This window comes from Burkholderia sp. AU30280, assembly GCF_020420125.1.
GTDB lineage: Bacteria > Pseudomonadota > Gammaproteobacteria > Burkholderiales > Burkholderiaceae > Burkholderia.
The window spans coordinates 717,573-731,447 of sequence record NZ_JAIZRY010000001.1 but is presented as its reverse complement, the minus strand read 5'-3'; the positions used below and the strand labels follow the sequence as shown (position 1 = coordinate 731,447).

General features: G+C 67.6%; 12 protein-coding genes. 7 read left to right on the top strand and 5 right to left on the bottom strand.

All coding sequences use genetic code 11. The features are described from left to right. Window positions 1-635 precede the first annotated feature (635 nt). Window positions 636-2,498, bottom strand: a complete 1,863-nt coding sequence (locus tag LGN17_RS03260; RefSeq protein WP_226195125.1) for an ABC transporter ATP-binding protein — start codon at window positions 2,496-2,498, stop codon at window positions 636-638. Between the two features lie 492 nt (window positions 2,499-2,990). Here LGN17_RS03260 and LGN17_RS03255 point away from each other — a divergent pair, with 492 nt between their 5' ends. Next, window positions 2,991-3,872: a Dyp-type peroxidase gene (locus LGN17_RS03255; protein ID WP_226195124.1), complete on the top strand. Its 882-nt coding sequence runs from the start codon at window positions 2,991-2,993 to the stop codon at window positions 3,870-3,872. A gap of 92 nt (window positions 3,873-3,964) precedes the next feature. Here the strand turns inward: LGN17_RS03255 and LGN17_RS03250 are convergent, their stop codons facing one another. Together LGN17_RS03250 and LGN17_RS03245 are read right to left on the bottom strand one after the other, a co-directional pair. Beyond that, window positions 3,965-4,366, bottom strand: a complete 402-nt coding sequence (locus tag LGN17_RS03250; protein WP_226195123.1) for an OsmC family protein — start codon at window positions 4,364-4,366, stop codon at window positions 3,965-3,967. 98 nt (window positions 4,367-4,464) lie between these two features. Then, entirely contained in the window at window positions 4,465-5,388 is a 924-nt protein-coding gene (locus tag LGN17_RS03245; RefSeq protein WP_226195122.1) for a LysR family transcriptional regulator, read from the bottom strand. 496 nt (window positions 5,389-5,884) lie between these two features. Here LGN17_RS03245 and LGN17_RS03240 point away from each other — a divergent pair, with 496 nt between their 5' ends. The 6 genes from LGN17_RS03240 to LGN17_RS03215 all read left to right on the top strand — a co-directional run bounded on the left by LGN17_RS03240 (window position 5,885) and on the right by LGN17_RS03215 (window position 11,901). After that, window positions 5,885-6,937 carry a helix-turn-helix domain-containing protein gene (locus tag LGN17_RS03240; protein WP_226195121.1) on the top strand — a complete coding sequence of 351 codons (1,053 nt, stop codon included), beginning with the start codon at window positions 5,885-5,887 and terminating at the stop codon, window positions 6,935-6,937. Then, window positions 6,886-8,202 (top strand): Nramp family divalent metal transporter, encoded by a 1,317-nt coding sequence (locus LGN17_RS03235; protein WP_226195120.1) that lies wholly within the window; start codon window positions 6,886-6,888, stop codon window positions 8,200-8,202. The genes LGN17_RS03240 and LGN17_RS03235 overlap by 52 nt, the downstream gene beginning before the upstream one ends. A gap of 81 nt (window positions 8,203-8,283) precedes the next feature. Continuing rightward, on the top strand, window positions 8,284-8,874 hold the full coding sequence (locus LGN17_RS03230) for a phosphatase PAP2 family protein (RefSeq protein WP_226195119.1): 591 nt from the start codon (window positions 8,284-8,286) through the stop codon (window positions 8,872-8,874). A 460-nt stretch (window positions 8,875-9,334) separates the two neighbouring features. Continuing rightward, entirely contained in the window at window positions 9,335-10,123 is a 789-nt protein-coding gene (locus LGN17_RS03225) for an SDR family oxidoreductase (RefSeq protein ID WP_226195118.1), read from the top strand. Between the two features lie 37 nt (window positions 10,124-10,160). Continuing rightward, window positions 10,161-11,177 (top strand): NADP-dependent oxidoreductase, encoded by a 1,017-nt coding sequence (locus tag LGN17_RS03220; RefSeq protein ID WP_226195117.1) that lies wholly within the window; start codon window positions 10,161-10,163, stop codon window positions 11,175-11,177. A 208-nt stretch (window positions 11,178-11,385) separates the two neighbouring features. Beyond that, window positions 11,386-11,901 carry a thioesterase gene (locus LGN17_RS03215; RefSeq protein ID WP_226195116.1) on the top strand — a complete coding sequence of 172 codons (516 nt, stop codon included), beginning with the start codon at window positions 11,386-11,388 and terminating at the stop codon, window positions 11,899-11,901. A gap of 45 nt (window positions 11,902-11,946) precedes the next feature. Here LGN17_RS03215 and LGN17_RS03210 read toward each other — a convergent pair whose 3' ends face one another. After that, a complete protein-coding gene (locus LGN17_RS03210; RefSeq protein ID WP_175957532.1) occupies window positions 11,947-12,999 on the bottom strand; it encodes an AI-2E family transporter in 1,053 nt (350 codons plus the stop codon). A gap of 236 nt (window positions 13,000-13,235) precedes the next feature. Next, on the bottom strand, window positions 13,236-13,820 hold the full coding sequence (locus tag LGN17_RS03205; protein WP_226195115.1) for a YSC84-related protein: 585 nt from the start codon (window positions 13,818-13,820) through the stop codon (window positions 13,236-13,238). Window positions 13,821-13,875: the final 55 nt, after the last annotated feature.

Sequence of the window (13,875 nt, the reverse complement as noted above, 5' to 3'; positions counted from 1 at the left end):
TCATTTTTAAGCATATGTGTCGCCATTGGCTTCGCCGTCGCATGGTCAGTATTGTTTCTGAGAAAAATTGTCAGGCAGAAGAAAATCACCTGGAGCGACGTCAGGACGTGGATCAAGAACGTCATCGATTCGCTCTTTGGGATGGGATAGCGCGACATGCATACGGGTGGGTTGCTTCAGGCCATCGGGCCTACATGTTTCGCCGCGTCTGTGGAGAATCGAGGGCTTATTGAGTCAGGCGCTGCACGCGCCGAAGCCGCATCAAGACTCATGATGCTTGGGTCAAGAGGTCGGCCTATCTCAACGTTGAGGGTAACAACGTGACTGGATCAGAACAGGCTGCGCTGAATCGACGTTCGTCGGACACGGCGGTTTGAGCAATTTCAAGAACTTGTGAAGCTTGCGATGGGTTCGCGGATGTTCCGCGGGATGTTGATCATGAGCCAAGGCAGCCAGCCCACCCGCACGATCCGAAGGTCGGTCAGCCCGTCTGAGTGACCAGCCGCAGTGGGCAGCCCAATTCGGGACAAAAAAAGGCCGTGCGCGTGGCACGGCCTCGATCCGGAACCGATTGCCGTCGACATGGCCCGGGCGGCGACGACCGTACCGCCGGCACGCATTGCGACACGCTTGCGTCACACCTCGGCCGGCTCGCCGAGCGGCCCGGCGGCGTCGTCCGCCGTGCGTCGCGGCGAATCGGCGAGCCCCTTCGCGAGTTCCAGCGCCTGCCGCTCGAACAGCCGGCGGTAGATGCCGCCGTCGATCCGGATCAGCGCGTCGTGGCTGCCTTCCTCGATCACCTTGCCGCGATCGAGCACCAGCAGCCGGTCGAGCGCACGCACGGTCGACAGCCGGTGCGCGACCACGAGCGTCGTGCGGCCGACCATCAGCCGCTCCATCGCCTGCTGGATCAGCAGCTCGCTTTCGCTGTCGAGGCTCGACGTGGCTTCGTCGAGGATCAGGATCGGCGCATCGGCGAGGAACGCGCGTGCGATCGCGACCCGTTGGCGTTCACCGCCCGACAGCTTGATCCCGCGTTCGCCAACGAGCGTGTCATAGCCGTCCGGCAGCGTGGCGATGAAGTCGTGCGCGCTGGCCAGCCGCGCGGCGCGCTCGATGTCGGCCCGGCTCGCGTCGGGGCGTGCATACGCGATGTTCTCCGCGAGCGTGCGGTGGAACAGCACGGGCTCCTGCTGGACGATCGCGATCTGGCTGCGCAGCGAATCCTGCCGCACCCGCGCGATGTCCTGGCCGTCGATCGTGATGCGGCCGCCCGACACGTCGTACAGGCGCTGGATCAGCTTGATGAACGACGTCTTGCCCGACCCCGAATGGCCGACGAGGCCGACGCGCTCGCCCGGCGCGATCCGCATCGAGAAATCGTCGTACAGCGGCACCGGATGGTTGTCGTAGCGGAACGTCACGTGCTCGAAGCGGATCTCGCCTTGCCCGATCCGGATCGCCGGCGCGCCGGGACGATCGTCGATGCCGAGCGGCTGGCGCTCGAGCGCGACGAGTTCTTCCATGTCGTTCACCGAGCGTTGCAGGTTGCGGATGTGCATGCCGACGTCGCGCAGGTAGCCCTGCAGCATGAAGAACATCGTCAGCGCGAACGCGATGTCGCCGACGCTCGCCTCATCGTTCACCCACAGCCGCAGCGCGACGCCGATCATCGCGGCCTGCATCGCAACGAGCATCGCGCCCTGCAACCCGCCGTTGAACGTGCCGCGCACCCACGTGCGGCGCGTGCGTTGCCGCCACTTGCCGATCACGCGCGCGAGCCGCGCTTCCTCGCGCGTTTCCGCGCCGAACGCCTTGACGACCGCGTTGCAGCTCACGGCGTCGGCGAGCGCGCCGCCCATGCGCGTATCCCACAGGTTGCCGAGCCGCGCGGCCGGCGCGACGATGCCGAGCGACACCGCCACCGTCACCGTGATGTACAGCAGCGAACCCGCACCGACGACGAGCCCCATCACGGGCCAGTGCGTGCCGAGCAGCACGGTGGCGCCGACGAGCATCGTGACCGACGGAAGCAGCGCGATCAGCACGGTGTCGTTCAGCAGGTCGAGCGCCCAGATCCCGCGCGTGATCTTGCGCACGGTCGAGCCCGCGAAGCTGTTCGCGTGCCAGTCGGTCGAGAAGCGCTGCACGCGATGGAACGACGCGGCCGCGATCTCGCTCATCATCTTCAGGGTGAGCGTGATGATGTTCAGGTAGACGCCTTGCCGCAGCACCGTCGCGCCGAGACCGAGCGCGGCGAGCGTGCCGAACGCGACGAGAGCCGCATGCCAGGCGGCGGCGCGGTCGGTCAGGCCGGTCGACAGCGCGTCGACGAGGCGACCGGCGAACAGCGGCGTGAGCACGTCGGCGAGCGCGGCGAGCAGCGCAAGGCTCGCGACCGTGGCCGTGCGGGCCGGCTGCTTGCGCCAGTAACGGAAGGTGAAGCCGAAGACGGCCTGGAATGCCTGGCCGCCCAGATGGGAGGTTTTTCTGGTCATTGTTCGTTGCCCGACGCATCGCGCGACGGGACTTTCCGGTTCGGAGAACATCGAAAACGCAACAGCCGGGCCGCGCGGAAACCGTGCGGCGAAACGAAACGGGCTGTCGGGAAACGGCGCGGCTGACGGGTTAGCGGAGAACTCGGGAGCCGGCGCGGACGGCGGGCTGGATCAGCTGCGCCGTGGTGGAACCGCGTTCGGGAAGGTTGCTGGCATTCGGAACATCTGCACCTCCCCTGAAGTGAACGGTTGAAAGGACGCCGAAAAGACGTAGGAGGATTCTATCAGCAGTGCCGCGCGCGCCGCAACGTCTGATGAATGCGGCGTTGCAGCGTCGATACGGTTAGTATTCGGCTTTCGGGCCCTTCTTTTGCGGGCCTTCCCCAGTGCGGCAGCGCAAGGGCCGGCACGCGCATCGATTACACTTCAGCGTCTGCGGCGCAAGACGCCGCGGCCCTCGCAGATTCACCACGATACATTCCTGAGGAAACGATGAGCGACGTTCAGCAAGGCATCCTGACCCCGATCGATACGGCGGCCCGATACCTCACTTTCACGATTTCGAACGACGGCAATGTGGCGGCGGCGCTGGCCGCGCTGCGCGAGATCGTCGACGGACGCGACACGGTGGTCGGGTTCGGTCATGCGCTGGCGGCGCATCTCGGGCACCCGGTGCCGGGCCTGACCGAATTCCCGGCGTTCGCGGTGAAGGATCGCACGCTGCCGGCGACGCCGGCCGACGTGTGGGTCTGGCTGCGCGGCGACGACCGCGGCGAGATCGTGCTGCGCACGCGGGCGATCGAACGCGCGCTGGCGCCGGCGTTTGCGTTGCAGGATGCGGTCGACGGTTTCCGCTATTCGAACGATCGCGACCTGTCCGGCTACGAGGACGGCACCGAGAACCCGGAAGGCGACGACGCGGTGGCCGCGGCGATCGTGACGGGGCAGGGCGCGGGGCTCGACGGTGCGAGCTTCGTCGCGGTCCAGCAATGGCTGCACGACTTCGACCAGATGGAGCGCATTCCGTCGGGCGACATGGACAACATCATCGGGCGCCGCCGCTCGGACAACGAAGAACTCGACGATGCGCCCGAGTTCGCGCACGTGAAGCGCACCGCGCAGGAAAGCTTCGAGCCCGAGGCGTTCATGCTGCGCCGTTCGTCGCCGTGGTCGGACGCGCGTCGCGCGGGCCTCTACTTCGTGGCGTTCGGCTGCTCGTTCCGCGCGTTCGACGTGCAGATGCGCCGGATGAGCGGCGCGGATGACGGGATCGTCGACGGCCTGTTCCGCTTCACGCGGCCGCTGACCGGCGCATATTTCTGGTGCCCGCCGATGAAGGGCGGCAAGCTCGACCTGTCCGCGCTCGGACTGTAAGCGCCTGACGGTATCGACGCAACGGGGGCCGCGCATCGTGCGCGGCCCCCGTTTCTTTTGGCGCGGCGGTCGTGCGCTGCGTGCGTCGTGTGTCAGTTCAACGTCGTGTCGATCCGTGTGCCACGTTTGATGAACTGCGTGACCGGCGTTTTCTCGCAGATTTCGGCGAGGCGCTGGCGTTGCGCTTCATCGAGCGGACCGTCGAGCGTCACGACGCGGCGCACGTACTGCGTGCCGTCGCGATCGGCATGAAGCTCGGTGCGCACGGCGATACGCGTGGCCGGCCACGTCTTGCGCTGCATATACATGCGCAGCGTCGCGGCCGTGCATTGCGCGAGGCCGGCCAGCACGAACGCGTACGGCGCCGGCCCGCGATCCTGGCCGCCTTCGCGTGGCGCTTCGTCGCCGGTCAATGCGTGCGTGCCGGCCTGCAGCTGGACGACGTAGTCGGGCGCATCGGCGTCGAGGACGGCGGCGGCATGGATGAGGGACATGGCAAGTCTCCGGTCGGCGGGAAGAGGGAGGCGGGCGCCGCGTGGCGGCGCGCAGCCGCCAGCATACCGCCCCGATCGCGACGGCGTGCGCCGCGCGGCTATGCGTCGGTCACGCCGGCGCTGCTGCGCACGAGCGCGGCGATACGTTCGCGCACCCACTGGTGCGCCCGATCGGCGTCGCGCGACTCGTGCCAGTACGCGAGGAGCGGGAACGGCTTGAGCCGCAACGGCAGCGGCCGCACGACGATCGGCAGCATCGCGGCCATCCGCAACGCATAGGTGTGCGGCAGCGTGACCAGCAGGTTGCCGGTCGCGGCGATCTGGCATGCGGCGAAATAGTGCTGGCAGGTGAGCCGGATATCGCGGAAACGGCCGTCGTTGCCGAGCAGCACGTCGAGCGATTGCGGCTCGCCGAGCGATGACACCGCGACATGCTGCGCCGCGAAATAGTCGCCGCGCCGCAGCGGGTCGCGCGCGAGCGGGTGATCGCCGCGCAGCGCGACGACGAGCGAATCGTCGAGCAGGTGTTCGGTGGCGATGCGCGGGCCGGTCGGCACGCGGCGATCGACGGCGAGATCGAGATTGCCCGATGCGAGTTCGCGCTCGATGTCGGCCACCGCGATGCGGCGGCTCACGAGCCGCAGGCCCGGCGCTTCGTCGGCGAACGCGGCGACGATCCGCGGCAGCGCGATCGATTCGAGCACGTCGCGAATGCCTACCGCGATGCTCAGGTCGAGCGTCGCGGGATCGAATGCCGACGGCGCGCGCGCGGTGCCTTGCAGGCCCTTCAGGTGCAACTGCACGTCCGTGATGATCGAACGCGTGCGCTCGGTCGCCACGACGCGGTTGCCCTGCCGCACGAACAGCGGATCGTCGAAATGCGCGCGCAGCCGGTTGAGCGCATGCGTGACGGCTGGCTGCGTGAGGTGCAGCGCGCGGGCGGCCGCGCCGATGCCGCCATGCACGTAGACGGCGTCGAGCACGCGAAACAGGTTCAGGTCGAGACGGTGATCGGCGGGCACGGGGCGCGGGCGGCGTAGTGAATGGTGAACCGATTCTAAGGGATGCGCAGGCAACGGATACGCGGGCTTTCCTGCGTGGCGATCGATGGTACTGAATACGAGTCGATATCGTTTGCGCCGATATTGGGTTGTGTATTTATCCGGATACCTGACGCAATAAGTCGCAATGAAATGCGCGAATTGCGACGCACGCGATCGTAATAATTGCCGATATTGGCCTGGGCAATTTAGCGCAGGCCCGCCAGCAAACCCTGACAGCCTGTAGTAATCCGCCATCATGCTGTCCGTGTCGGCCATTTCGTGCCAAAGGCGCGACCCGTTCGGCTAAGATGCCGTCGCTTCATATTTCGGGATAGCCGTCCTGTCGCACGCATTTAAACCAAATATAAGCCTGACAGTTCGACGGTATTAGAAGAAGTCGAACAAGTCGGGGGCTTGGCCAGTGAATGCAGCAGATCAGAGATGGGTCGTTATCTATTTGAGTACGGGATTTTCGTTGGCCCAGGCCGCGCGTCTTGGCGAGGCTTTCAACCTGGCGAATCGCCTGAACGCACACAGTGCCGACTACCAGCTGAAGTACGTATCCGAAAGCGGGGGGCTGTTGCAGTCGTCCTCCGGCGTGAGCATCGCGGCCGATCCGCTCGGCGACGAGCACGGCCGCCGCGCACTCGCGTTCTTTCATCTTCACGGTGACCGCGCGGCCGTCAACTGGGACGACGCATTGCAGCGTCGCCTCACCGACATTCGCCGTCATGCGCGCTGGATCGTCGACGGGATGGATCTGCCCACGCTCGCGGCCATGCGGCGTCCGTCGGCGGCGATCGAAGGGCGGCCCGGCCGGGCCGGGCGACGGGGCGCCACGACGGTCGAGGCGCAGGCCGGCGAAACGGACGTGTTTGCCGCCGTGCTCGACATGTTCCGCGCCGACCTGGGCGACGGCGCCGCACAGGAGATCGCCAGCAACCTGCTGCGGCCGGTCGAGCAACGCTATCCGCAGTCGATGTGGGCCTTTCGCGAGCTGAGCGCGAGCCCGTCGATCCGGATGTCGGCGCAGCGGCTGCGCGCGCAGAGCGTGAACCGCATCTCGATCGCGAACGCCGCCCAGGCTGCCGCGATGAGCGAGCGCAACTTCCTGCGGCGCTTCAAGAAGGAAATCGGCGTGACGCCGACCGAGTTCGTCCAGCACGTGCGGCTCGAGCGCGCCTGCCACATGCTGGTCCACACGACGCTGCCGGCCGATAAAGTCGCGCGTCGTACCGGGTTCGGCAGCGGCGAGCGGCTCGCGAAGCTGTTTCGCCAGCGCATGCTGATGTCGCCGACCGAATTTCGCGTCGCCGAGCGCGAAAGGATCCTCACCCGTGGCGCGACGCCGGCCGATGCGGACGGGGGGCGCTGCGATGGCGCCGGGGGGCGTTGCGCCGCGTGCGAGGCCGCGCGGGAGAAAACCGGGCGGATACCCGTAGAATCGTCCTGTCGCGATTTCGATCCCCGGTTTCCATGTCCTTCCTCCCCACTACCGCCACCGCCCCTTTCTGCCCGTCGGAAGTAAAGGGCAGCATCACGATCGATGCCGGCGCGCCGCGCTGGCAGAAGCTCAAGCGCTTCTTCGGCCCCGGCCTGCTGGTCGCGATCGGGTACATGGATCCCGGCAACTGGGCGACCGACATCCAGGCCGGCTCGCAGTTCGGCTATTCGCTGCTGTGGGTGGTCGCGTTCTCGAGCCTCGCGGCGATCTTCCTGCAGATGCTCGCGGCGCGGCTCGGCCTCGTCGCCGGCAGGGATCTCGCGCAGGCGAGCTACGACCGCTACGGCCGGTTCGGCCGCATCGTGCAGTGGGTGACCGCCGAAGTGTCGATCGTCGCGTGCGACATCGCGGAAGTCCTCGGCTGCGCGCTCGCGTTCAAGCTGCTGCTCGGCGTGCCGCTCGCATGGGGGATCGTGCTGACCGCGCTCGACACGGTGATCGTGCTCGGCCTGCAGGGCAAGGGGTTTCGGCAGATCGAGGCGATCGTGCTCGCGCTGATCGCGACGATGGCGTTCTGCTTCGTCGCGCAGGTCGCGATCACGCCGCCCGACTGGCACGCGGTGGCCGGCGGGCTGGTGCCGGGCGATCCCGGCCACGACCGCAAGGACGCGATCGTGCTCGCGCTCGGCATCGTCGGCGCGACGATCATGCCGCACAACCTGTACCTGCATTCGTCGGTCGTGCAGACGCGGCGCGTGGTCGGCGGCGCGCGCGGGATGATCCGCGACACGCTCGCGCTGGTGCGGATCGATACCTGCGTGTCGCTGTTCGTCGCGATGCTCGTCAACGCGGCGATCCTGGTTGTCGCGGGCGCGGCATTCCATGCGACGGGTCAGCACAACGTGACCGACATCGAGCAGGCCTACAAACTGATTACGCCGATCGCGGGCGGCGCTGCCGCGCTGCTGTTCGGCATTGCGCTGCTCGCGTCGGGGCAGAGCTCGACGCTGACCGGCACGATCGCCGGCCAGGTGATCATGGACGGCTTCCTGCATGCGAAGATCCCGTGCTACCAGCGCCGGCTGATCACGCGCGGGCTCGCCCTCGTGCCGGCGCTGATCGGCGTGCTGTGGCTCGGCGACGGCTCGGTCGGGCAGTTGCTGGTGTGGAGCCAGGTGCTGCTGAGCCTGCAGCTCCCGTTCGCGATGTGGCCGCTGATCCGCTCGGTCAGCGATCGCAACACGATGGGCGAGCACACGATCGGGCGCGGGATGCAATTTGCCGCGTGGGCGCTGTTCGCCGTCATCACCGGCACGAACCTGTTGCTGATTACCGGTGTCGCGGGCTGATACAGCCTGTCACAGGCTGACACAGTCGCGCGGCGCGCATGCGGTAAACTGCGGCCTTTCGATCGTTGTCCGAAGTCCGTTATGTGGAGTGAAATCAGCAACATCGGCGATGCCGCGCTGACCTTGCCGATCGCGCTGACGTGCGCGGCGTGGTTCGCGCTGACCGACTGGCGCCTCGCCGTCCGCTGGGGCGTGCTGCTCGCCGCCGGCATGGGCCTCGTCGGTGCCACCAAGATCCTCTATGCCGGGTGCGGCATCGAGCTGCCGCAATTCGATTTCCGCGTGATCAGCGGCCATACGATGCTGTCGACGTCCGTGTGGACCGTCGCGCTGTCGATGCTGTGGCAGGCGTTCCGGCCGGGCAAGGCGCCCGGCATCGCGGCCGGGCTGGCCGTGGGCGCGGTTACGGCCGTCGCGCGCGTGTTCGATCATTCGCACACCGTGCCGGAAGTGATCGTCGGCTGGATGCTCGGCGCGATGGTCGCGCTGGTGTTCCTGCGCGGCTACGACGGCGCGCGGCAACGTGCATTCTCGCCGCGCGTCGCGGCCGTCTGCCTGCTGCTCGTGTCCGGCATCGCGTACGGGCACCGTGCGCCGTTCCAGCAGATGATCGATACCCACTCGCCGCAACTCTGCGCGTTCGTGCGCGCGCCGTCGGGCGACGGCTTCTGACGGCAGCCGGTCGCGGCGCGCCGGCACCGCTTTCTTGCCGCCGGCCTTCGCCCGGCGGTTGCGCGATTCCACACGGTTCGTCTTCCCGATTGCTTTCGCGTCTGCGTCTGCGCGGAACGCGGCGCTCCGTCATGCCCTGCATCAACGAACCGGCCGGTCGACATGACGGGCGAGCGCCGCCGGCCCGTGCGGGCGCGCCGGCACACGAGGGTCATGAACGGCACCTATGACCGGGCATAACGATTATTCATTTCATCGATTGGCGGCATTCGCGTACGCTGGCTGTCGTTCAACCGGGGCAGGCTGCCCGGCCCGTCCGGCACGCCGATATACTCGCGTAAACCGTGCGGCGCCTCGTGATGTCGAGGCACGGTCAACCGGCCCGGGTCGGCCGGAACAGGCACGGCAAACCCGTCGCGGCAGCGTTCCGCGACGACGATTCACGACAGGAGCAGGTCACATGACAGCCGTTTCTTCGCGCCTTGCCGGCAAGTGCGCATATATCACGGGCGCCGCGGGCGGCCTCGGCCGTGCGATCGCGCGCCGGATGGTCGAGCAGGGCGCGCGCGTGTTCGTGACCGACATCGCCGACGCGGCGGTGCTCGACGCGTTCGCGCAGGAACTCAATGCGGGCCACGCGACGCCGGTCGCGTTCGCCGCGACGCAGGACGTGCGCGACGAAGCGCGCTGGCAGGCGCTGCTCGCGCAGGCGGTCGATGCGATGGGCGGGCTGTCGGTGCTCGTCAACAACGCCGGTGTCGGCTCGATCGGCTCACCCGCGCAGATCGAGCTGGACGAATGGCGGCGCGTGATGGCGATCAACGTCGAGAGCATCGTGCTCGGCTGCAAGCATGCGCTGTCGTATCTGGCCGAAAGCCATCCCGCATCGATCATCAACATCTCGTCGGTGGCCGCGTTCAAGGTCGAGCCGGATTTCACCGCGTACAACGCGTCGAAGGCGGCGGTCGCATCGCTGACGAAGTCGGTCGCGATCGACTGCGCACGCCGCGAGATCGACGTGCGCTGCAACTCGATTCACCCGGCGTTCATTCGCACGGGGATCGTCGAGCCGCTGTTCCAGTCGCTCGGCGAACGCGACGCGACGCGCAAGCTCGCGCGCGGCATTCCGCTGCGCCGGCTCGGCGAGCCGGACGACGTCGCGCATGCGGCCGTGTATCTCGCGTCCGACGAGAGCCGCTTCGTGACGGCCGCCGAACTTGTCGTCGACGGCGGCATGTGCGCGGTCTGATACGTATCCCGAACAACAACGACCGGAGGAGAACATCGTGTCCACACCCGTGAACCGCCAACTGCTGCTGAAGACGCGCCCGGAAGGGCGGGTCGGCCGCGAACACTTTTCGCTCGTCGCGACGCCGGTGCCGGCGCTCGCGGAGGGCGAGGTACTCGTGCGCGTGCTGTATCTGTCGATGGACCCGACCAACCGCGTGTGGATGAGCGACGTGCCGCAGTACCTGCCGCCCGTCGCGATCGGCGAGGTGATGCGCGCGCTCGGCATCGGGCGCGTGGTGGCGTCGCGCCATGCGGGGTTCGCGGAAGGCGATCTCGTGCAGGGGCTCGTCGGCTGGCAGGACTACGCGGTCGTGCCGGCCGACCAGGCCGCGCAGCTCGTGAAGCTGCCTGCGGAGACGGGCCTGTCGTTGCCGACGCTGCTCGGCGCGTGCGGGATGAGCGGGCTGACCGCGTACTACGGGCTGACGGACATCGCGCCGGTGCAGCCGGGCGAGACGCTCGTGGTATCGGCGGCGGCCGGCTCGGTCGGCTCGATCGCCGGGCAGATCGGCAAGATCCACGGCGCGCGCGTGGTCGGCATCGCGGGCGGCGCGGACAAGTGCCGCTATCTGACCGAGACGCTCGGCTTCGACGCGGCCGTCGACTACAAGGCCGACGATTTCCGTCAGCAGCTGAAAGCGGCGACGCCGGATGGCGTGCATGTGAACTTCGAAAATGTAGGCGGCGAGGTGATGCGCGCGGTGCTGTCGCGGATGGTGATCGGCGGGCGCGTCGCGCTGTGCGGCGTGATCTCGAATTACAACAGCGGGCGCGCGGCGGACGACGTCGGCGTGTTGATCTCGAAGCGGCTGACGATGCGCGGCTTCCTGATCCTCGACTATCGCAAGAGCCGCGAGGCCGTGCAGACGCTCGCGGGCTGGCTGCGCGACGGCCGGCTCAAGGCCGAGGAGACGGTGGCGGACGGCCTCGAGAATGCGCCCGACGTGCTGAATCGCCTGTTCGACGGCGACCATCGCGGCAAGCTCGTGCTGCGCGTCGATCCCGACGCGTGACCGGCCCGCCGCGCAGCGTGCGATGCCGTTCGTACGCTCGCGCGGCGAGCCGGTGTCGAACGCGGTGCGTTCGAACAACCGGGCCTTAGTTTCGGACTTGTCCCATATATTGTCCGGACGTCTCTCCCTAAAGTGATTGCCAGCAGACAGGCGGCGTGACCGACGCGTCACGCCGCCTTTTTTCTGGTCACGCCAAGGGAGAAGAAACATGCGAAACGACGCGAAGCGGGCGGCATCGGTGGCGATGCGCAATCGAACGGTGCGGTGCGCCGGTGCCGTGCGAAGGATGGCGATCGGGCTTGGCGTGGCGTTCGCGATGTCGAATGCCGGGGCGGCCGGGCACGCTGCGTCGGGCGGTGACGTGCGCTTCACGGGCGCGCTCGTCGATCTCTACGACGTGACGCTCGACGCGCGGTCGGGCGTGGTGGTCGAAGGGCGCGAGGTAGCGAACGGCGAGGCGGCGGCCACGCTGCGGTTCGATGCGCACGGCCGGCGTTTGCCGGGTGCCCATGTGGCGCTGGTCGGGCCGGACGGTGCGCCGTTCGCACCGGATATCGCTTCGCGTGTGCGTGCAACGTGGCGCGATGCGCACGACGATCGAAGCGTGCCGCTGGTGTCGGGCCGCACGTATCGCGTGGGTCCGTATGGCGGCGTGATGATGCTGGCGGCGGACGAGGAAACGGGCGCCGTGGCGCCCGTCGTGATTCGCATTCGTCATCCGTGACGGCGCGTGCTTGCAGAGGTGCGCGGCACACGGCCGCGCGAGGCGTCATTCGCCCTGTTCGGACCGTGCGTAGATGTCCCAGCTCGCCATGAACAGCGCGGCGACGAGCGGCCCGATCACGAAGCCGGTGATGCCGAACAGCGCCATTCCGCCGAGCGTCGAGATCAGCACGACCCAGTCGGGCATCTTCGTGTCCTTGCCGACGAGGATCGGGCGCAGCAGGTTGTCGACGAGGCCGATCACGCCCACGCAGAACGCGACGAGGATCGCGCATTTCCAGAACGCGCCGATCATCAGGAAGTAGAGCGCCGCGGGCACCCAGACGAGGCTCGCGCCGATCGCGGGCAGCAGCGACAGGAACGCCATCAGCGCGCCCCACAGCACGACGCCTTCGATCCCGAGGATCCAGAAGATCAGGCCGCCGAGCGCGCCCTGCACGAGCGCGACCGCGATGTTGCCCTTCACCGTCGCGCGCACGACCGTCGTGAATTTCGCCAGCAGCAGGTTCTTGTGCTCTTCGTCGAGCGGCAGCGCGCGGCGCACGCGGCGGCCGATCTCGCCGCCGTCGCGCAACAGGAAGAACACCATGTACAGCATCACGCCGAAGCTCACGACGAACTGGAACGTGTTCTGGCCGATGCTGAGTGCCTGCGTTGCCGCAAGCTGGCTGATCTGTGCAGCGCCGTCGGTCAGCTTCTTCTGGATGCCCGGGAGGTTGCCCAACCCGTATTTCTGCAGCAGGTGCTGGATCGACGACGGTAGCGCGTGGATGATGTCCTGGAAGTATTGCGAATAGTTCGGCTGCGCGGTCTTGATTTCCTGGTACACGTACGCGATTTCCTGCACGAGCGTCGCGGCGACGAACACGAGCGGGAGGATCACGATCAGCACGATCAGCGACAGCGTCACGAGCGCGGCCAGGTTGCGCCGCTTGCCGAAGCGTGCGGCGAGCCAGCGCTGCACGGGCTGGAACAGGATCGCGAGAATGGTGCCCCAGAACACGGCTCCGGAAAACGGCGCGAGGATCCAGCAGAGTCCGACGGTGACCGCGGCCAGCAGGAAATAGAAGAATTTTTGGTGGTCGTGTCCGCTTTCCATGGATGACATTCGCGCAGATTGATGCGTGGTTTGATTGAATCTCGTTGCCCCGCGCACGATCGGTTCGCGATCGTCACGGGTTCGCGGCGAAATGCGCTGCGGGGCGGCCCGAAGCGGAGTATGCCCGCAAAGGTGCCGCCATCATAGCCGCTGCGGGAGGCACATGCGAAAACGCCGCGGCCGGGGCCGCGGCGCTGCCGGGAAGCAAACGCGGCGCGACGCCGCGTGCCGCATCGTCAGATATTGAGCTTCGTGACCTTGGTGCCGTTCACCGACAGGTCGCCCATCAGGCCCGCGTTGGTCAGGATCAGCACCTCGACCGGGGCGGTGGCCGTGGTCGTATCGACCGCGCCGTTCGCGCCGACCTTCACGACTGCGACCGATGCGTCGGCGCCTGCGGCCCAGCCTTCGGACCTGCGGAACGAGTCGAGCGCATCCTGCGTCATGAACAGGAACACGATCGCCTTCGACTGCGCGCCGGCCTGCAGGCCGACCGACAGCGACGACGTGTTGTAGTAGCCGACCGTGCTGCCGCCGACGCGCAGCGCGCCGTTGCCCGACTGGCCGCCGACGATGAAGCCGGCCTGCAGCACGTTCGGGAACACGAGCACGCCGCGCGATTTCGCGACGAGTTCACGCGAACCCGGCACCGTCGAATAGAGACGCGACAGCGTCGCGTTGACGCTGGCGTCGATCGACTGGCGCTTCGACGCGCTGGCCGCGGCGCCTTCCGGTTTGTCCGGGGTGGTCGTGCAGCCGGCGAGCGCGAGGCCGCCGAGCAGGACGGCGGCGGCGGCTTTCATGGCAAGGGTCTTCTGCATGGCGTTTCTCCTTCGTTGTCTGATTGAGGACGGTCGGGGCGGGCAGCGGGGCGGC